The organism is Prochlorococcus sp. MIT 1201, assembly GCF_047303415.1.
GTDB classification, from domain to species: Bacteria; Cyanobacteriota; Cyanobacteriia; order PCC-6307; family Cyanobiaceae; genus Prochlorococcus; species Prochlorococcus marinus_D.
Genome location: NZ_CP138947.1, coordinates 1,677,316 through 1,693,658, shown reverse-complemented (window position 1 = coordinate 1,693,658; position 16,343 = coordinate 1,677,316). Strand labels below are relative to the sequence as shown.

The following is a 16,343-nucleotide window of genomic DNA, read 5'->3' as shown; positions in this document are numbered from 1 at the left end:
GTTATTTCATTCTTGCGACACATCAATAGTTTCTTTGATGTGTTAATTCAGTGTGAGGCCGAGCGCAACCAGCTTTCGTTAAGATGATCGCCTAGATTGACAATACGTTGGAAGTGAAGTGGACCGTGCTTTGAGCCCCAGAGCTGTTCATGTGTTTTTGGGTCAAATCCGCGATCTCGACTAATCCAAATTTTTTCATCAAACTCCACCTCGCTGACCAGATAAGTCATGGTGTTGTTGCGAGGAACTAGGCAGTTGTTACCAGGTTCAACTTGTCCTTGATATTGGTTTGGTTTTACTTCCTTGAAGTGCATAGAGCAGCCCCGTCGCGGAAGGAGCGTATCAGCGCATAGGTGATTGAGAAGGTCAGGGTAAAAACCTGCGCCTGCCAAGCGCTTAGGCTCTTGCAAACTATAATTCTCCAATATGAATGCTTCTTTGTTTGCTAGTAATTTATGCACGCCTTGACGATAAGGACGCCATGGATCATAGTCGTAACTTTGCTCTGAATAATATCCAGGCCCTTTAAATACATCCCATAATAGTGGCCTAAAGTAGATATTGATTCTGGCAAAGTGGATTGGATCTTTCTGAGCTTGCTCCTTGTTGCTGTAGTGAGCAGCTAATGTTTTGGCGAAACGTAGTAATGAACTCTGACGCATCTTTTTTTGTTGATCCTTTAGTTTTTTAGCCTGCGTACTTCCGAGGCAAAAGATGTTTGCAGGACGCCTGAGCCTTCTGATGTTCGTAGAACTGATGATCGGCACCGAATGTGTTTGGAAACAAACCAGATTCTCTCCTCAGCAATAGATTGACCATATTTGGTTGTCAGCAGGAAAGTCCCGTCTGATAGGAATTCATAATTTGAGACAGCTTTTTCAGCTTCTGCATAGCCCCTACTTCTTAAGATCACCCCTTTCTCATGGGTTTTTGGGATAGGTATTAAAAGGCATGAGCCCGATGTGACCTCTGATTTTACATTTGGCTCCCAGTCACTTTCAGCTTGCCATTCCATTTTGAACGGCGATACGGGCATGCTGTTGTGACTTGTCGTGGACTTGACGAGTTGGATAACTTCCGGATCTTCGCTATTGACCTTTTGGATGCGAATCTCGCTTAGTACTTCCTCAAATTGTTGGAAGGCTAGTGAATGGCTACTTCGCATTGACCGCCATGTACCTTCACATTGAGCAACGAACTGCTCAATGTTCATCAAGAGATTCGTTTGAGTCTTCTTTTTGACCACTTGGCTGATTGCCACTGGCTTTTTGAATCATGCGTACCATGGAGTCAACCATCATCGACATTGCCATGGGAATTTCTTTCCCTGAGGGGGTTAGGGCAGATTGATCACCCGGTTGTTCACTTGAAGGGGGGCGAAACAGAGGCATGGGGAAAGTCGGTGATGGGAAGTTCAGTTTGTCGCCCTGTTGACAGCTCAATGGTTTGCAGGGAAATCACCTCCCTTTGGCCATGATAAACAAGCAAGAGGTGTCTTCCTGTGAGCTGGAAGCCAAAATCTTTAATTGTTTTCAGTTTGCATGGCTTCATGATTTTTTTTGGCTTGGAAATAAGGTCATCAACCTATAGATTCATCCTTGTCAGTCGCTAGCAGGCGAGAGAAGAAGAACAATCAGGAGTCGCTTAGGTATAAATACCTGCGGACCGTCTTGCTCGCTTTCTCTGCCCGGCCATTGACCCAGGCGATTGCCCTAACTAAAACAAGCTCTATCTAATCTCTGGAAAATTACGCCACCAGTCAATCGCTTCTTGCTTCATCTGCTCAAGCTTGTCTTGGTCTCGCAGTAGAAATTGGAGAAGAGTGATGAAACCAACTTTGACTCGTTGAAGCTTCTGAGATGGACAGGCAGCGTGGCACCGATACCATCGGCAAGATTCTTTCTGGGGGGAAATAACTGATGACGGTCAGTGAAAATAAGGCCTCTTTCGAAAAGTTGCTTAGTAAGCAACTGCATGGTTTTAGTCAGTTGAGTGAGGCCTTAATTTTGAGGCTGATTCAGCTTGAAGAAAGGGTCGCGACACTTGAGAGTAGTCAATGTTTGAAAGATGATGACTGCCATGAAGCCACTAAGAAGCTCCTTGTTGATAGTGAGGAGAGCGTGAGGCACCTTCAGGGGCTTTTAGACGTTGACCCAGACCGATGTACCTCGTTCAACCTCGCTTACGCTATTTCATCAGAAGGGCAGACCCTTCAAGAGGTTAAGCCTGAGAATAGTGAATCAGACCAAACCTTTAATTTGAAGACAGAAAATTTCCAGGCAGAGGGGAATGTTGATCAGTGTCTTGAGGATGGAGATGGGGCTTCTGACGATGATGTTGGCGATACTCAATGCGTGGAGGATGCGCAAACAAATCTGCTTTTAGCCTGATCTATTTTTTAGATCAGATCAAGAAGTCGGATGCGAAATTGAGCCACTTCTTTGGCAATGGATGGAGATCCCAATAGGAATGGGTGGTCTTTGATCGTGTCTAGGACTAGATTTAGTTTAGTCTCCTGACTAAGCTTATTTCCCTCTTTTTTAGACTGATAGTTCTTCCAGGCCTCATCAAATATCATCGCAAAATTGTCTGCATTATTGAACAGGCGGTCGCTCTTTTCGTTGGACGGAGAGAAAGACACGGCAATGGGCATCTTAAATTGATGCCAGGACCCAGATTTGAACTGGGGACACGGCGATTTTCAGTCGCCTGCTCTACCAACTGAGCTATCCCGGCTAGTCGCCTTCGCGATCTCGGAATCTTAAATCACTGCGTGAGGCAAAGCCTTGCCAGGGTGGTGATGAAATCATTGCCTTAGGCCGCTGGGTCAGCAACCTTGCTGTGGCGCAAACCCAATCGCGTCTTGGCGGCGATGATCATGATGCTTCAGGGGGCAGTCCAAAGCTCATCAGTAGATCAGCAGTGGCGTTGTCGTTCCTGCTTTGATGGTGAGCTTGTTTTTTGCCATCAAAGCCTTCTGCCTGATCGATCGCTCTAGTCTTTGCGGTGATGAGCTGCGCACTGTGATTCAGGCGTTTTAGCTCGCAGTTCTTTCCATCTTCGATTAGCAGAAAACCGACTCACACCCTCCCTTCTATGACTTGATGCTCGGGGGCTGGGGGCAGTCTGTTGGACAAAGCTCTATCAGCCTGCGTGTTTCCTCCTGGTTGGCCCATCTGGCTAGAGGAATTCTCATGCTTACTCAGGCTGCCGGTGTGGCTCGGTGTCGTTTTCGAGCAGTTGATCTTGTCGCTCTGTTGGCTTTCTGCCATTCCCTGCCCTATGCGCTTTTTAATTGAAGGTAAAGGCCATGCCCTGTTGGTATCTATGACGGCGTTCGCTCTTTTGACTCGTGGCCTAATTCTTGACCATGCATCTTTTCGGCTAAAGCTAAACATTGCCTCTGGACTGGCAGTCGCCCTGTTGGCCAGACTCACCCATTGCGAATGGTTTTGGGGTTGTATTTGCTCTTTTGTTTTGGGGTTTTTGCCAGGCAGATCGCACCACCTACAGTAATGCCAAGATTCTGCAAGCAATTTCTGGCTGCCAGAGCTGTGGCACCAGTGGTGAGGATGTCATCAACAATCCAAACCCGATTAAAGGACCAGTCAGTTGCGTTGTTGCTAAGGCCTGGCACCGCTTCGAATGAATGAATTTGATTTCGCTGGCGTAGCAGTCTGTCGAGATGGTGTTGTCCCACGGTTGCATGGCGGCGGCGTAAGAGGCCATGGCAGGGACGGCATAAGCCACTGGCCAGAAGTTGGGGTACAGGATTTGCTCGGCTTAGGCTTTTCTCGCTCGGAATCGGGACCAGCACAGCGTTGATGGGGACGAGCGGGGTCAGCAGTTTTGCTAAGGCGTGGATCGCTGAGAGCTTCCGATTGCGACGCAGATTCAACAACAGCCGGCGGAGATGACCTTCGTACCAACCCAGCGCCCGCCAGTTCAGGGGACTGAAGCCTCTTAAGCCATCGGCTGGTAGATCGAGTTTCATGCAACAGTTCAGGCAAGGCTTGGAACACTCGGCATCTGAGGTAATCGCTGCCCGGCAGATGGGGCACTGGGGTTGCATGAGCAGGGCATGACCTGCTCGCATCAGGGATGAAAGCAATGCAGTTCAGCTTCTGAAGCAAGGATTCCCCTCGTTCTTTTGGCAGGGTTCCCTTATGAGGCAATATCAGCCAGATGATTTCGGCATGGCTTTCAGCATGGCCACCAGAGTGTGATGGGCATCTTCACTATCGGTGAGAGTGTGGTCGAACTTGATCTCTAAGGCATCCCCATCCACTTCAAGTTCCATCTTTTCTGAGGTAATTAAAATCATCTTGGCTGTTTGTGGGTCTTTAATTCCTCCGTAGTAACGCGCATAATTCATAACAGCTTCGGCATGGTCGCCATTCATGTGGCGACAGATGCGTGCACTGACATCAGGGGTGAGGGGATCGGAACTCATCAGCAGTGATGTTGGGAATTTTGAGACTAGAGATTGGAGAGCCTGAAGTGAGCTCTTCCTACTAGTAGTTAGTCAAAGCGCTGATCAAGAAGGAAGTCTCTCTAGTTCGATCACATTGAAGCTCATTGAACTTATCTTCATGACAACCAGTCCAGTCAAAATGTGGTTATGCCATTTGATTAGCACCATTCAGAGCTGGTGATCAGCTTCTTGCTTGGTACTAACCAAGTTGTGTTGAGGAGAGATCGCTTGCAAGGCCAGACGGGCGACTCCGGTAGCTGGTGGGTTGGTGCAAGTCTTGACGGGTATGCCAAGGATCCGTTCTCTTAATCGACGCCATTGGGGATTGCGGGCACCCCCTCCCAGGCTGATCACTTGCTTGGGAGGGGGTGCGCCAAGTTCTTTGAGACGTTGCCAGCCTTGCAATTCGATGTGTGCGAGGCCTTCGAGCAGGCCATGGAGGTAGAGGGAATCGCTCACAGGTCGTGGAGTTAGCTGTGGTTCGAGTGTGGGGTCGTCAATTGGGAAGCGTTCGCCGGGGCCGGGAAGAGGGCGCAGCATTAGACCACTGTTCAACTCTGGATTGATCTGGCGGCTTAACTCTTTGAGCTGAGTATCACTGAACAGTTGTCGAAGGACGCTGCCCCCGGCATTGGAGGCTCCGCCGCAGAGCCATCGTCCGCCAACGCGATGGTTGGTGATGCCAGCACCACGGATTGGACCTTCCGTAAAACGTTTAAGCACAAGAGTGCTGCCCAGCACGGTAATGCCGTCGTCGGGACCTGCATTGGCAGTTAAAACAGCAGCATTGGCGTCGGTGGTCCCTGCTACTACGAGGAGTTGTTTCGGTAGGCCAAGGCTTTGGGACTGCTCAGGTGCCACCGTACCCAGAACTTTGCCGCTGCTTACGATCTCAGGAAGTGCTGACCGCCAGGCTGTCTCGGCAAAGCTGGTAGGCCAGGCCTGATTAATCAAATTCCAGCCCAAGCGCAGGTTGTTGCCTTCTTCTCCCCAGCCCCAATTGTCTAGCAACCAGCCGCTGATCCAGTCCGCTTGATGGCGAAGCAGAACAGAGGGGCCATGTGTGCTGATGAGTCGTAGAGCTCTTGCCAGGCTGCTGCTCACACTTGCGGCTGGTTCTTCATGGGATACAAGGGAGATGAGTGTTGGCCTTTGTTCCGGGCAGCTCAGGTGATATGGCAGGGCTGTGTCGAGTGGTTTGCCAGAGCGGTCGCAGGCCAGCAGTGTTCCTGATGTGCCATCGATAGCGACTGCACCCAGGTTTTGTCGCAGGCTGCTAGGTAAAGCACGAATCAGCTCTGTGCAGCAGGTTTTCCAGTCTTCAGGACTCTCAACCCCTTTTGGATAGTCCGCTTTGCTTGTGTGGATCAGCTTGCCCTGCTCGTTGAGCACGGCAAGCCGTACGCCGCTGGTGCCAAGGTCGATGCCGAGCGCCAGGGACGCGTTAGGCATGGGGTTTCTAGAGGCTGCTTCCCTGTTTTTGTTGTTGGGCCTCTGCTTGAAGCAGAGTGGAGGCCTTGTCCGTAACGTCTTCCCAGGGAAGCTTTAGATCAGGGCGGCCGAAGTGGCCATAGGCAGCAGTGTCTTGGTAGAACCGTCCTCCGCGTTGTTGAGGCAGCTGTCGTAGCTTGAATTGTTCAATGATGGCACCAGGTCGCAGGTCAAAATGGTCTTGCACCAAGGCTGTGAGTTCGTCATTCGTCACTTTTCCGGTGCCAAAAGATTCCACTAGGATCGAGACGGGTTTAGCCACGCCAATGGCATAGCTCAGTTGCACCTCTGCACGTTGAGCGAGGCCTGCTGCTACAAGACACTTGGCCACAAATCTTGCGGCGTAGGCGGCAGAGCGGTCCACTTTGGTTGGGTCTTTGCCGGAAAAGGCTCCACCACCATGGCGGGCATAGCCGCCGTAGGTATCTACGATGATCTTTCGGCCAGTAAGGCCAGCATCCCCCTGGGGGCCTCCTACCACAAACTTACCGGTTGGATTGACTAAAAAGCGGGTCACCTCACGATTGGGTTTGAGGGGGAGGTCAGCAGTCGCTGGTTCTACGACATGGGTCCAGAGGTCTTGAGTGATCCGCTCACGGATTCCATTCTCATCCGAGAGGCCCTCTACCTCCGAGGTGTGTTGAGTGGAGATCAAAATTGTGTCGATCGCGACAGGACGGTCGTTTTCGTAGACCACACTGACTTGGGTCTTCCCATCAGGTAGCAAGTAGCTCAGAGACCCGTCATGACGGACTGCAGCGAGTTGACGGGCAAGGCGATGGGCGAGGCTGATGGGTAAGGGCATCAGCTCAGGGGTCTCGTCGCAGGCGTAGCCAAACATGATCCCTTGGTCTCCGGCTCCCACCTTGTCAAGAGGGTCACCTGAATGGTCATCGGCTTCATTAACCCCTTGGGCGATGTCTGGTGATTGTTGATCCAGGGCAACGAGCACGGCGCAACTCGTGGCATCAAACCCACCTGCACGAGCACCGCTATAGCCAATCTCGCGGATTACGTTCCTAACAAGATGGATGAAATCAACCTGGGCGTTTGAGGTCACTTCGCCTGTAATGAGGCAGAGCCCTGTATTGACAACTGTTTCACAGGCAACTCGGCTGCTGGGGTCTTGAGCGAGTAGGGCGTCTAGAACGGCATCACTTACTTGATCACAGATCTTGTCGGGATGCCCTTCTGTGACGGACTCAGAGGTGAAGACGTAACGGCTCATGGAGAACTGAAGTTATGCGTAATTTTAGGGTCTGCCTTGACGGCTACTTGACGGCTAGATCATTCCAGTGGTGGATAAGGTGGTGGTAGTTCGTCAGTTTTGGTGGTTGATTCCAGCCGGCCATGTAACCAAGGCTGAGACCTATACCAGCCTGTCGAGCCATCTGTAAATCGGAATCGGCATCACCAATCAAGGCGCACTGGGCGGGGGCTAATCCCATTAACTGGCAGAGTCTTTTGACGGCATTTGGATTGGGCTTAGCTGGTCGATGCTCAGCGCTCCAGAGCTCGGTCACCGTGTCATGAAGATTGTTTTGGTTCAGGAAGGTCTCAATCCCTGAGGCGCTGTCATTGCTAATCACGGCGCAGATCACCCCTTGTTGTCGCAGCGCTTGCAAGACCGTAAGGGCACCTGGTAGCAGACTCCTTGTTGTTACTAGGCAGGGCACTTCATTCTCAAGAGCATCCACAGCTGCGAACACTTCATTGGCCAGAGCAAGAGCCTGTGGCCAGCCTTCTCCGAGCAGACAGAACACCGTTGCTGTGGAGATTAAGTTGTGATGCCTTGACGCTACGGCGATGGTTCCGCCTGGATCGAGTCCTTCAGCGTTGAGGCCATAGGCAGCAGAGAGAAGCTCCTCAATTTTGCAAACCACACTTTTGCTGGCATTCCCTCCGTGAAACCGACGAATGGCTTGTGCGATTCTTCCCTTTGCCAGAGTGAGCAGATGGGGTTCGCTATGGCAAAGGGTGCCATCCTTGTCGAACAGCACCCCTTGGATCTTGCCGATGGGCGTCCCCCTCAGCAATAGTTGAGGCATGGGCTAGCTATCAGGATTAGTCGAGGGGGACAACTTCTGGATCTTCGCCTTCCTCGGCCTGCTCGAGCAGCATTTGCTTGTAGCGGGCGGCCATCTCTTCAGCTTTGTCAAAAACCTTTTGTGGATCGGTAAGCATGTCTCCGGGTTCGGGCTCAAGGGCCTTGGTAGATAGTGAAATTCGACCTCTCTCCGCATCGAGATCGATGATCATGACCTTCATCTGATCATTCACGTTAAGAACCGAGTGGGGGGTCTCGATATGCTCGTGACTAATTTCGGAGATGTGAAGTAGGCCACTCACGCCACCGATGTCGATGAAGGCTCCGTAGGGCTTGATGCCGCGAACGGCGCCGATGACGACTTCGCCAACCTCGAGGCGATTCATCTTCCTTTCAACCAGAGCACGGCGATGGCTCAGTACCAAGCGATTGCGTTCTTCGTCGACTTCGAGGAATTTCAAAGGTAGGAAGTCCGCGACAAGCTCTTCCTTTGGCTTGCGGGTGCTGATGTGTGATCCGGGGATGAACCCTCTCAGGCCTTCCACCCTGACCAGGGCACCCCCGCGATTGGTCGCAAAGACTTCGGAGTAGATGGTGGCATCTTCCTTTTGGAGCTGTCTTACCCGTTCCCATGCACGTTGGTATTCGATGCGGCGGATTGAAAGGGAGAGTTGTCCGTCTTCGTTCTCCTCACTCATGATGAAGAACTCGCGGATCTCTCCAGGAAGTAAGACGTCGCTGAGTCCTTCGACCCGATTGATCGACACTTCCTGAAGGGGCATGAAGGCTGCGGTCTTGGCCCCGATGTCGATCATTGCGCCCTTTGATTCAAGGGCAAATACCGTGCCGTTGACAATGTCACCTGGCTTGAAGTTGTAGTCGTACTTGCTCAGTAGTGATGCAAATTCATCGAGGGTGAATCCAGCTCCACTCAGGTCGTTTTTGGCTGCTCGGCTGCTCGGGTCATCGGCTGTTGGGACATCCTCTGGAATGCTCAGGTCTTCTTCAACCAAGGCTTGCTTGGCAGCTTCGGCTGTTTCAGAAGTGGTATTGATTACCTGCTCGCTGCTAGTGCTATCAGCAGCAGAGTCCTGAACTTGTTCAGTAGGAGTCGCAGACATTGTTGGATGGCGGTCTGCCCTATGGCAGTGCGCAAGGAAATCCGAGTGGCCCGCCGACCTTTCGGAATTAATTGATCACTCTACAGATTGACTCCTTATTCTCAGCGAACGGCTGCGAGCTGTTCCTTGTTGGCATGAATGCCTTCAAGTGCTGCTACGAAATCATTAACTCCACGGAAATCACGATATACCGACGCAAAGCGTACGTAAGCGACCTCGCTCATTTGCGATAGTTGGTCCAAAACCATTTCGCCGATTTCAGCACTATTCACTTCACGCCCACTTCTTTGCTGAAGTTGCAGTTCAAGCTCGTTCACCATTGACTCAAGTCTGTCTTGCTCGAGACCGGTTTTTTGACAGGCCAGCGTAAGGCCATTAAGGATTTTACTGCGATTGAAAATCTCCCTATTGCCATTACGCTTCAAAACTGTGATTGGAACAGTTTCGACGCGTTCGTAGGTCGTGAAGCGAAAGTCGCAATGTAAGCATTCACGGCGCCTTCTTACACTTCGCCCGGCATCAGCAGCGCGGGATTCAAGTACCCGACTATCAGTGTTTTGGCAGGAGGGGCATTGCATGCCCGTAAGACTCCAAACTTAGTGAACTAAGTCTAGACAGTAATTCGAGCCTTGAGAAGGACCTGTTGAACTGCATTCTCAGGCTTTAGTGCTGTAAATCCTTTGCGAGACAATGAGACTGCATGATTATTTGGATCAACGAGATTGGAGGAAGAAGTGCTTAAAGACAAAAAAAAGCCCCGCGGAAGCGGGGCTTTGAAGAGATTGGCGTTTTATTTGCCACTGTCTTTGCCGATTTTCGGCGGATCACGGAATGCAACCGCGAAGAACAGAGTGGCAACCACCAGGGTCATTAAGAGGGTGTAAGCAAAAGCATCCATTGAGAGTCTCCGTAAGGTCGATCAGCTGAAGGTGTAGTTCCTGTGGAAGGCTTAAGTTTGCCCTGGAACGCGACGAGTAGAAGCGTCGCCCAACTTTTGGAAAACACCGAATTCAACTTGGTCGCCAAGGTCAGGATCGATACCGGCAAACACATCGCGGTACAAGGTCCTAGCTGCATGCCACCAGTGGCCGAATAGGAACAAGAGCGCAAAGTTGACGTGAGCAAAGGTGAACCAGCCTCGAGGTGAGCTTCGGAAAACACCATCCGAAGCATAGGTCTCGCGGTCGAAAGTAAAGGCTTCACCAAGCTGAGCCTTGCGAGCCAGACGCTTCACATCAGCGGTATCAGTGAAGGTTTTCCCATCCATGGAACCGCCATAGATGGTTGCCGTTACGCCTTGCTGCTCAAAGGAATTCTTTGCTTCAGCACGGCGGAAGGGGATGTCAGCACGCACGACGCCATTCTGATCTTCAAGTAACACAGGGAAGTTCTCGAAGAAATTAGGGATGCGACGGACCTGCAGATCATTGCCTGCCTTGTCTTTGAAGGTGATGTGGCCGAGCCAGCCAGTAGCAAGACCGTCGCCATTCACCATGGCACCAACCCTAAATAGACCACCCTTTGCAGGGCTGTTACCTACGTAGTCGTAGAAGGCAAGCTTCTCAGGGATAGCGGCATATGCCGCCTCTTGAGTAGCGCCTTCATCCATGGCTGACTGGACACGACGGTTGATTTCAGTTCTGTAGAAATTTTGGTCCCACTGATAACGGGTAGGTCCAAACAGTTCAACAGGTGTGGCTGCAGATCCGTACCACATCGTTCCTGAAACGATGAAAGCAATTGCACAAACAGCAGCACAACCACTGGCTAAGACTGTTTCGATATTGCCCATGCGAAGGGCTTTGTAAAGCCTTTCAGGTGGGCGGTTGAGCATTTGGAAATGGCCACCAAGGAATCCAAAGATTCCTGCAGCAATGTGGTTCGCCACAATGCCGCCTGGGCTGAAGGGGTTGAATCCTGCAGCACCCCATTCGGGCGCGACATTCTCCATATGACCTGTTAGTCCATAGGAATCAGAGACCCACATCCCAGGACCATAAAGTCCAGATAGATGGAAGGCTCCAAAGCCGAAGCAAACGGCACCTGCAAGTGTCAGGTGGATGCCGAAGATTTTTGGAAGGTCTAAAGCAGGTTCTTGAGTACGTGGATCTAGCCAAAGATCAAGATCCCAGTAGGTCCAGTGCCAGATTGCGGCCAGCATTAACAGGCCACTGAAGATGATGTGAGCGGCAGCAACACCTTCGAAGCTCCAGAGGCCTGGATCAACACCGGTTTCACCGGTGATGCTCCAGCCCCCCCAGCTGCCAGTAATTCCGCAGCGGGTCATGAACGGCATGACATACATGCCTTGCCGCCACATGGGGTTGAGGACGGGATCCGAAGGATCGAAGATGGCTAATTCGTAGAGGGCCATGGAGCCGGCCCAGCCGGCTAACAGGGCTGTGTGCATGAGGTGCACGGCCAGAAGTCGGCCGGGGTCGTTGATGACGACCGTGTGCACCCGATACCAGGGCAATCCCATGGGTCAGGTTCGGGGGAACGAAACGAAGCTGCTAATGCAGCCAGACCCGCAGATCGTAAGACGTTCACCATTAAGTGTGGAGAAGGTTGTCGCTAGCTGCAACGTGCAGTGATACATGAATAGCTCTTAAAAGAGTGTGTTTGGAGGGCTATCGATTTCCTCAGGCTGAGGTTTTGCTGATATTCAGGCTTGGTTACAAACTGCAATGCCGCGCTTGAGACAAAATGGTTTGTCTTTTGCGTTCCAGATCCATGCCCATCATTCGCTTTGTCCGGGAAGGCAAAGATGTTGAGTGCAAGCAAGGCGAAAATCTCAGGGAGGTTGCCTTGCGCGAGGGGATGGAGCTCTATGGGCTGAAAGGAAAGTTGGGGAACTGTGGAGGTTGTGGTCAGTGCATTACTTGTTTTGTTGGAATTGAGGGGGAAAGCAAAGTTGGTGCGCTTTCACCACGAACTGAGGTTGAGGAAATCAAGCTCAAGCGCCGCCCTGAGAATTGGCGCCTTGCTTGTCAGACCATTGTTATGTCGTCAGTGATCGTCGTGACTCGACCACAGGAAGCCCTGCTTAATGCCAAGAGTCGTCTTGAGGCGGCGCGTGCGCAAAAGCTGTCTTAATAGGCCATCAAACCCCTCGAATCAGAGGGGTTTGATGGTGTGATCTCAGCTGGTTTTGAAAGGGCGTGGGCTGCTACGCCCGGTGACGAGGCTTGAGCAGATTGCAGTTTGGGTAGCTTGCGGGTGATACTTTCCCGGAGTAATCCTCTGCGGCCATGCCTGTAAACAACTTCGGCTTCCTAGCCACCCTTCTGTTCGTAGCGGTTCCGATGTTGTTTCTGATTGGTCTTTACATCCAGACCAACAGCAACAAAAGCTGATCAACTTCTTGCTGGTTTGAAGGCCATCCGCTTGCCAGTCTCAACTGCGTTCTTGGTCCTGGTCAGTCAGGACTAAAGCGGTTTCATCAACTCAGGTGAAGTTGCTCACCGGAACTCCCAACCAGCGTGTCGAGGTCCCAAAGGCCCTTGATCAGTTCTTGTTGGCGACTCTCCCAAGCAATTGAAACTAGATCTGCGTTCTCTTCAACCGCCATCTTGGCCACCCTCGCTTTGATTCATCCTTGCTTGATGGGTGTACCCAATGCGTTGGGGCTGATTCTCATTAACTTGCCAATGTCTCGGCGGGGAAGGGGTTACAACTCTTTTGGTGGGGTTCACGATCTAGCTGGACAGCTTTCAGGAATCCAGACTTAGCCGACAGTTATCAGCTGTTTTGAACTTGGGAAGGTCAGTTCGGGTAGAGCATTTTCAGCATTGCTTCCAGCTAGTTCTTGGTCAGTAGGTTCTTTTGCAAGCTTTACCAGGCTTTGCAGCAGCCTATGGCGAGTGAGTTAGGAGTTCAGCATGCTGATGAAGAGTGAGAAGACTCAGCCTTGGAAGCTGCGTAGGCGGGTGTTACCGCAGCACACAGATCACGCTGGGGTGATGTGGCATGGGGCCTATGTGGCATGGCTGGAGGAGGCTCGAGTGGAGGCTTTGGCGCAGGTAGGTTTGCCCTATGCGCGCATCTCCGCAGCCGGATTGGAGATGCCTGTGGTGCGTCTTGAGATTCACTATCGTCGTGCGCTTCGCCATGGTGAGCTGGTAGAGCTGGAGAGTTGGTCTCTGCCCTGCGATGGGGTGCGATGGCCCTGGTTCACAGTTTTTGCATCGGAGGCAGGGGATCGGGTCGCTGATGCTCAGGTGGATCTTGTGCTGCTCAATGTCATGGGCTCGAGGCGGCGGGTGCTACGTCAACCCCCAGAGCCTCTTGCGAGTGCTTTGCGGCAACTACAGCAGGGGGCCGAACCTCGCCTGTAAGATAATTAGTTCATACGTACTATTTCGCTGGTGGAATCTCGGCATTGGTGGTGGCTTTGGAGCCGCTGTCCAGGGATTGGAGCTGCTCGAATGGGGGACCTCGAGGCGCTAGGCCAGGCTCACGAGGTCAGTCTGGCTGAGCTATGGACTTGGCCTGAGGAAAGGTTGCGCAAGGTGCTCTCCTGGCCGACAGCCGTGTTCAAAGACTTGAGCCTCCACCGCAGCAAGTGGGGAACTTGCCCAAGTGTCGACGTGCCGGAGGATGTCTTGTTGCCTGTGGATGTGCTTTGGCCGGAAGGGTTTCGTGCCTTGAAGCGCCCTCCTTTGGCCCTTTTTTGGCAGGGCTGGCAGGAGCTTTTGGGATGCCTTGGGGCCCGTAGGGCGGTCGCAATTGTTGGCACACGACGGCCTTCGAACCATGGTTTGCGTGTGGCGGAAGCATTGGGTCGTGCTTTGGCACTAGCGGGTTGGCCTGTGATTAGTGGCCTTGCAGAAGGGATTGATGCGGCTGCCCATCGCGGCTGTTTGGAAGGCGGTGGTGCGCCTGTGGGCGTGCTGGGCACACCGTTGCATAAGGTCTATCCCCGGCAGAATGAGGGCCTTCAAGCTCTGGTAGCGGCTCAAGGGCTGCTAGTCACAGAGCAGCCCCGGGAGACTTTGGTCAAGCGCGGTTGTTTTGCTGCCCGTAATCGCCTATTGGTGGCCTTGGCAAAGGCTGTGGTCGTCGTCGAGTGCCCCGAGAGAAGTGGAGCCTTGATTACAGCGCGGCGGGCAATAGAGCAGCAATGTCAGCTGTTGGTCGTGCCCGGAGATGCAAGGCGATGGTCGGCTCTCGGTAGCAATGCTTTGTTGTTGGATCAGGCTTCCCCTTTGCTAAGCCCTGAAGCTCTTGTAAAACAACTTGGTGCTGGTCCGCTGGCGGTTCATTCTCCTTCGGTTGCTGTTCATTTGTCTGGTTCTCGCCCTAGCGCACCAGCCGGCCAGCATGGCAATACAGCACTGTTAAAGGCCATTGGCGATGGGGCGTCCCTGGAGGATTTGATGACCTGTCTGAATCTGTCTTCGGCGCGATTGACAGAACAATTGCTTCAGTTGGAGCTTCAGGGGGTTTTGGTGGCAGAGCCTGGGTTGTATTGGCGTTTGGCCTAGCCTGTTTCGATGGCATTGCTGGAGATTTCCGCAGCAGAGCTATTGGCCTGGCGTCGTTTGCAGTTGGCTGAAGGAGGCCGTGCTGTTGATTTTGACTGGTTGCTTGATTTGGGTGGAGGTTTGCGCTGGAGCGATCTTCAGCAGCTTTATCTCGACCCACGCCGTTCAGTGCTGCTTGAGCGATCTCTTGATCAGCTCGCAATGATCTGGAAGCAACATCTTGATCATCACATTCCTCTTCAGCATTTGATCGGTTACTGCCATTGGAGGGATTTTGAGCTGGAGGTCAGTGCGGTGGCATTGATTCCCCGACAAGAGACGGAGCTGTTGGTGGATTTTGCTTTGCAAGCATTGGTTCGGAAACCTTTTGGTCGCTGGGCCGATTTGGGGACAGGGTCAGGAGCACTAGCTGTGGCGTTGGCTCGCGCTCTCCCTGTTTGGCGTGGACATGCAGTGGATTGCAGCATCGAGGCCTTGGCTTTGGCGAAACGGAACTTGCAAAGGCTTGCGCCCCATGCCTTATGGCAGCTGCATCAGGGCAGTTGGTGGGAGCCTTTGCGGCCTTGGTGGGGAGAGTTCAGCTTGGTACTGGTCAATCCTCCCTACATCCCAGAAGTTGTAATGGCTCAACTTGAACCCGTGGTCCGTGATCATGAGCCGCATTTGGCTCTATACGGGGGAGCCGATGGGTTGGTGGCCACTCGTCAAATCATTGCTGGTGCCATGCAGGCCTTAGAGCCTGGTGGTTGGCTGTTCTTGGAACACCACCATGACCAGAGCGATGCCGTGCTGGCTTTGATGCGTCAGCAGGGTTTGGAGAATGTGGACTACAAGTCAGATTTACTGGGGGTAAGGCGCTTTGCCATTGCTCGGCATCCTGATTATCAAGACTCTTTGAACCATGGCAGTTCTGCCCTCGGCTGTTCTTGACGCCAGTGCCTTGGCATCCAGATTGCATGCTGGTTCAGCGGCATTGTTGCCCACAGACACCTTGCCAGCTTTGGCGGCCGCTCCTGTTCACGCTGCACAGTTGTGGACCATCAAGCAGAGGTCGGCCGACAAACCTCTGATCCTGATGGGAGCTACTCCTGAAGAGTTACTTGCGCATGTTTTGCCGCTTGCTTTGGAGGATGCCTGGTCGATGGCCAGGCGCTATTGGCCAGGGGCCCTCACCTTGGTTGTACCGGCTTCGGGTGTGCTTGTTGAGGCTCTTAACCCTGGAGCTTTCACGCTTGGGTTGCGAGTACCGGATTGTGGAATGCTGAGGACCTTGCTGAAGCAGAGCGGGCCACTAGCTACCACGAGCGCGAATTTGTCTGGATCTGCACCCACTTTCTCGGCAGATGCTGCTCATACTTGTTTCCCAGGATTGCCATTGTTGGGGCCATTGCCATGGCCGACGCCTTCTGGTTTGGCCAGCACGGTGGTGGCTTGGCAAGGGGCCGGGCGTTGGCATGAGTTACGACGTGGTGCAGTGGTGCTTGAGCTTTGAATGAATCGCCTGATCAAGAGAGCCTGACGATTCAAATGGTCGAACCGAACTTGTTAAGAGGTGCATTTCAGAGACCACTTGAGTGATCTCTGAAACTCGTCTCCAACGCGGTGATTTGTTGAGGTTGTTGCTTGTAAAGAGAAGAGCTGTTGTTGATTGGTGGTAAAGCTTTTGCTGCTCTGCGGCCTAGTCACGAATCCCTATTCGTATCAGCCAGTTGAGTTCATCTAGC

The 16,343-nt window shown here is 52.5% G+C and carries 22 protein-coding genes and 1 tRNA gene; 8 read left to right on the top strand and 15 right to left on the bottom strand.

The features are described from left to right. Positions 1 to 47: 47 nt before the first annotated feature. From SIB41_RS08185 to SIB41_RS08175, 3 genes are read right to left on the bottom strand one after another with little or no spacing between them, the layout of a single operon-like run. Positions 48 to 662: a chromophore lyase CpcT/CpeT gene (locus SIB41_RS08185; RefSeq protein ID WP_413358119.1), complete on the bottom strand. Its 615-nt coding sequence runs from the start codon at positions 660 to 662 to the stop codon at positions 48 to 50. A 17-nt stretch (positions 663 to 679) separates the two neighbouring features. After that, entirely contained in the window at positions 680 to 1,213 is a 534-nt protein-coding gene (locus SIB41_RS08180; RefSeq protein ID WP_413358117.1) for a phycobiliprotein lyase, read from the bottom strand. Next, the gene (locus SIB41_RS08175; RefSeq protein ID WP_413358115.1) at positions 1,203 to 1,391 is read right to left on the bottom strand and encodes a hypothetical protein; all 189 of its coding nucleotides are present in this window, start codon (positions 1,389 to 1,391) and stop codon (positions 1,203 to 1,205) included. The genes SIB41_RS08180 and SIB41_RS08175 overlap by 11 nt, the downstream gene beginning before the upstream one ends. A gap of 528 nt (positions 1,392 to 1,919) precedes the next feature. On the opposite strand from SIB41_RS08175, the gene SIB41_RS08170 reads away from it, so the two are divergent. Next, positions 1,920 to 2,390 (top strand): hypothetical protein, encoded by a 471-nt coding sequence (locus SIB41_RS08170; RefSeq protein ID WP_413358113.1) that lies wholly within the window; start codon positions 1,920 to 1,922, stop codon positions 2,388 to 2,390. 8 nt (positions 2,391 to 2,398) lie between these two features. On the opposite strand, the gene SIB41_RS08165 is transcribed toward SIB41_RS08170, so the two are convergent. Together SIB41_RS08165 and SIB41_RS08160 are read right to left on the bottom strand one after the other, a co-directional pair. Continuing rightward, positions 2,399 to 2,653: a hypothetical protein gene (locus SIB41_RS08165; protein ID WP_011131041.1), complete on the bottom strand. Its 255-nt coding sequence runs from the start codon at positions 2,651 to 2,653 to the stop codon at positions 2,399 to 2,401. A 10-nt stretch (positions 2,654 to 2,663) separates the two neighbouring features. Beyond that, positions 2,664 to 2,736: transfer RNA gene (locus SIB41_RS08160), tRNA-Phe, on the bottom strand. A 368-nt stretch (positions 2,737 to 3,104) separates the two neighbouring features. Here SIB41_RS08160 and SIB41_RS08155 point away from each other — a divergent pair. Beyond that, positions 3,105 to 3,299: a hypothetical protein gene (locus SIB41_RS08155; RefSeq protein WP_413358111.1), complete on the top strand. Its 195-nt coding sequence runs from the start codon at positions 3,105 to 3,107 to the stop codon at positions 3,297 to 3,299. A gap of 134 nt (positions 3,300 to 3,433) precedes the next feature. On the opposite strand, the gene SIB41_RS08150 is transcribed toward SIB41_RS08155, so the two are convergent. The 9 genes from SIB41_RS08150 to psbB all read right to left on the bottom strand — a co-directional run bounded on the left by SIB41_RS08150 (position 3,434) and on the right by psbB (position 11,615). After that, entirely contained in the window at positions 3,434 to 4,096 is a 663-nt protein-coding gene (locus SIB41_RS08150; RefSeq protein WP_413358109.1) for a ComF family protein, read from the bottom strand. Between the two features lie 81 nt (positions 4,097 to 4,177). Beyond that, on the bottom strand, positions 4,178 to 4,453 hold the full coding sequence (locus tag SIB41_RS08145) for a DUF2470 domain-containing protein (RefSeq protein ID WP_063405231.1): 276 nt from the start codon (positions 4,451 to 4,453) through the stop codon (positions 4,178 to 4,180). Between the two features lie 189 nt (positions 4,454 to 4,642). Next, positions 4,643 to 5,926: an FGGY-family carbohydrate kinase gene (locus tag SIB41_RS08140; protein ID WP_413358107.1), complete on the bottom strand. Its 1,284-nt coding sequence runs from the start codon at positions 5,924 to 5,926 to the stop codon at positions 4,643 to 4,645. A gap of 7 nt (positions 5,927 to 5,933) precedes the next feature. Further along, a complete protein-coding gene (metK, locus tag SIB41_RS08135; RefSeq protein ID WP_413358105.1) occupies positions 5,934 to 7,193 on the bottom strand; it encodes a methionine adenosyltransferase in 1,260 nt (419 codons plus the stop codon). A gap of 43 nt (positions 7,194 to 7,236) precedes the next feature. Beyond that, on the bottom strand, positions 7,237 to 8,013 hold the full coding sequence (locus SIB41_RS08130) for an HAD family hydrolase (protein WP_413358103.1): 777 nt from the start codon (positions 8,011 to 8,013) through the stop codon (positions 7,237 to 7,239). 16 nt (positions 8,014 to 8,029) lie between these two features. Further along, positions 8,030 to 9,133, bottom strand: coding sequence for a 30S ribosomal protein S1 (locus tag SIB41_RS08125; RefSeq protein ID WP_063405239.1), 1,104 nt, complete (start codon positions 9,131 to 9,133; stop codon positions 8,030 to 8,032). A gap of 101 nt (positions 9,134 to 9,234) precedes the next feature. Further along, positions 9,235 to 9,711: a transcriptional regulator NrdR gene (gene nrdR, locus SIB41_RS08120; protein WP_413358101.1), complete on the bottom strand. Its 477-nt coding sequence runs from the start codon at positions 9,709 to 9,711 to the stop codon at positions 9,235 to 9,237. A gap of 212 nt (positions 9,712 to 9,923) precedes the next feature. Continuing rightward, positions 9,924 to 10,031, bottom strand: coding sequence for a photosystem II reaction center protein T (locus SIB41_RS08115; RefSeq protein ID WP_011131033.1), 108 nt, complete (start codon positions 10,029 to 10,031; stop codon positions 9,924 to 9,926). 51 nt (positions 10,032 to 10,082) lie between these two features. Then, a complete protein-coding gene (gene psbB / locus SIB41_RS08110) occupies positions 10,083 to 11,615 on the bottom strand; it encodes a photosystem II chlorophyll-binding protein CP47 (RefSeq protein WP_063400749.1) in 1,533 nt (510 codons plus the stop codon). A gap of 251 nt (positions 11,616 to 11,866) precedes the next feature. Between psbB and SIB41_RS08105 the strand changes: the two genes are divergently transcribed. Both SIB41_RS08105 and psbM read left to right on the top strand, forming a co-directional pair. Then, positions 11,867 to 12,229 carry a 2Fe-2S iron-sulfur cluster-binding protein gene (locus tag SIB41_RS08105; protein ID WP_041384630.1) on the top strand — a complete coding sequence of 121 codons (363 nt, stop codon included), beginning with the start codon at positions 11,867 to 11,869 and terminating at the stop codon, positions 12,227 to 12,229. A 155-nt stretch (positions 12,230 to 12,384) separates the two neighbouring features. Next, positions 12,385 to 12,489: a photosystem II reaction center protein PsbM gene (gene psbM / locus SIB41_RS08100; protein ID WP_011131030.1), complete on the top strand. Its 105-nt coding sequence runs from the start codon at positions 12,385 to 12,387 to the stop codon at positions 12,487 to 12,489. A gap of 86 nt (positions 12,490 to 12,575) precedes the next feature. On the opposite strand, the gene SIB41_RS08095 is transcribed toward psbM, so the two are convergent. Continuing rightward, positions 12,576 to 12,713 (bottom strand): hypothetical protein, encoded by a 138-nt coding sequence (locus SIB41_RS08095; protein ID WP_413358098.1) that lies wholly within the window; start codon positions 12,711 to 12,713, stop codon positions 12,576 to 12,578. Between the two features lie 301 nt (positions 12,714 to 13,014). On the opposite strand from SIB41_RS08095, the gene SIB41_RS08090 reads away from it, so the two are divergent. From SIB41_RS08090 to SIB41_RS08075, 4 genes are all read left to right on the top strand, one after another. Then, positions 13,015 to 13,470: an acyl-CoA thioesterase gene (locus SIB41_RS08090; protein ID WP_011131029.1), complete on the top strand. Its 456-nt coding sequence runs from the start codon at positions 13,015 to 13,017 to the stop codon at positions 13,468 to 13,470. Positions 13,471 to 13,560: 90 nt separating this feature from the next. Further along, the gene (locus SIB41_RS08085; protein WP_413358096.1) at positions 13,561 to 14,619 is read left to right on the top strand and encodes a DNA-processing protein DprA; all 1,059 of its coding nucleotides are present in this window, start codon (positions 13,561 to 13,563) and stop codon (positions 14,617 to 14,619) included. 9 nt (positions 14,620 to 14,628) lie between these two features. Then, on the top strand, positions 14,629 to 15,549 hold the full coding sequence (gene prmC / locus SIB41_RS08080; RefSeq protein ID WP_413358094.1) for a peptide chain release factor N(5)-glutamine methyltransferase: 921 nt from the start codon (positions 14,629 to 14,631) through the stop codon (positions 15,547 to 15,549). Continuing rightward, on the top strand, positions 15,521 to 16,111 hold the full coding sequence (locus SIB41_RS08075; protein WP_413358092.1) for an L-threonylcarbamoyladenylate synthase: 591 nt from the start codon (positions 15,521 to 15,523) through the stop codon (positions 16,109 to 16,111). Before prmC ends, SIB41_RS08075 begins: the two co-directional genes overlap by 29 nt. The last annotated feature ends 232 nt before the right edge of the window (positions 16,112 to 16,343 follow it).

Excerpts from the sequence above, each read along its gene's own strand:
- SIB41_RS08150 (WP_413358109.1), bottom strand. The coding sequence starts at position 4,096 with ATGCGAGCAGGTCATGCCCTGCTCATGCAACCCCAGTGCCCCATCTGC.
- SIB41_RS08180 (WP_413358117.1), bottom strand. The coding sequence starts at position 1,213 with ATGAACATTGAGCAGTTCGTTGCTCAATGTGAAGGTACATGGCGGTCA.
- SIB41_RS08090 (WP_011131029.1), top strand. The coding sequence starts at position 13,015 with ATGCTGATGAAGAGTGAGAAGACTCAGCCTTGGAAGCTGCGTAGGCGG.
- SIB41_RS08105 (WP_041384630.1), top strand. The coding sequence starts at position 11,867 with ATGCCCATCATTCGCTTTGTCCGGGAAGGCAAAGATGTTGAGTGCAAG.
- psbB (WP_063400749.1), bottom strand. The coding sequence starts at position 11,615 with ATGGGATTGCCCTGGTATCGGGTGCACACGGTCGTCATCAACGACCCC.
- SIB41_RS08155 (WP_413358111.1), top strand. The coding sequence starts at position 3,105 with ATGCTCGGGGGCTGGGGGCAGTCTGTTGGACAAAGCTCTATCAGCCTG.
- SIB41_RS08165 (WP_011131041.1), bottom strand. The coding sequence starts at position 2,653 with ATGCCCATTGCCGTGTCTTTCTCTCCGTCCAACGAAAAGAGCGACCGC.
- SIB41_RS08185 (WP_413358119.1), bottom strand. The coding sequence starts at position 662 with ATGCGTCAGAGTTCATTACTACGTTTCGCCAAAACATTAGCTGCTCAC.
- SIB41_RS08140 (WP_413358107.1), bottom strand. The coding sequence starts at position 5,926 with ATGCCTAACGCGTCCCTGGCGCTCGGCATCGACCTTGGCACCAGCGGC.
- nrdR (WP_413358101.1), bottom strand. The coding sequence starts at position 9,711 with ATGCAATGCCCCTCCTGCCAAAACACTGATAGTCGGGTACTTGAATCC.
- SIB41_RS08115 (WP_011131033.1), bottom strand. The coding sequence starts at position 10,031 with ATGGATGCTTTTGCTTACACCCTCTTAATGACCCTGGTGGTTGCCACT.
- metK (WP_413358105.1), bottom strand. The coding sequence starts at position 7,193 with ATGAGCCGTTACGTCTTCACCTCTGAGTCCGTCACAGAAGGGCATCCC.
- SIB41_RS08085 (WP_413358096.1), top strand. The coding sequence starts at position 13,561 with ATGGGGGACCTCGAGGCGCTAGGCCAGGCTCACGAGGTCAGTCTGGCT.
- SIB41_RS08130 (WP_413358103.1), bottom strand. The coding sequence starts at position 8,013 with ATGCCTCAACTATTGCTGAGGGGGACGCCCATCGGCAAGATCCAAGGG.
- SIB41_RS08125 (WP_063405239.1), bottom strand. The coding sequence starts at position 9,133 with ATGTCTGCGACTCCTACTGAACAAGTTCAGGACTCTGCTGCTGATAGC.
- prmC (WP_413358094.1), top strand. The coding sequence starts at position 14,629 with ATGGCATTGCTGGAGATTTCCGCAGCAGAGCTATTGGCCTGGCGTCGT.
- SIB41_RS08075 (WP_413358092.1), top strand. The coding sequence starts at position 15,521 with ATGGCAGTTCTGCCCTCGGCTGTTCTTGACGCCAGTGCCTTGGCATCC.
- psbM (WP_011131030.1), top strand. The coding sequence starts at position 12,385 with ATGCCTGTAAACAACTTCGGCTTCCTAGCCACCCTTCTGTTCGTAGCG.
- SIB41_RS08175 (WP_413358115.1), bottom strand. The coding sequence starts at position 1,391 with ATGCCTCTGTTTCGCCCCCCTTCAAGTGAACAACCGGGTGATCAATCT.
- SIB41_RS08170 (WP_413358113.1), top strand. The coding sequence starts at position 1,920 with ATGACGGTCAGTGAAAATAAGGCCTCTTTCGAAAAGTTGCTTAGTAAG.
- SIB41_RS08145 (WP_063405231.1), bottom strand. The coding sequence starts at position 4,453 with ATGAGTTCCGATCCCCTCACCCCTGATGTCAGTGCACGCATCTGTCGC.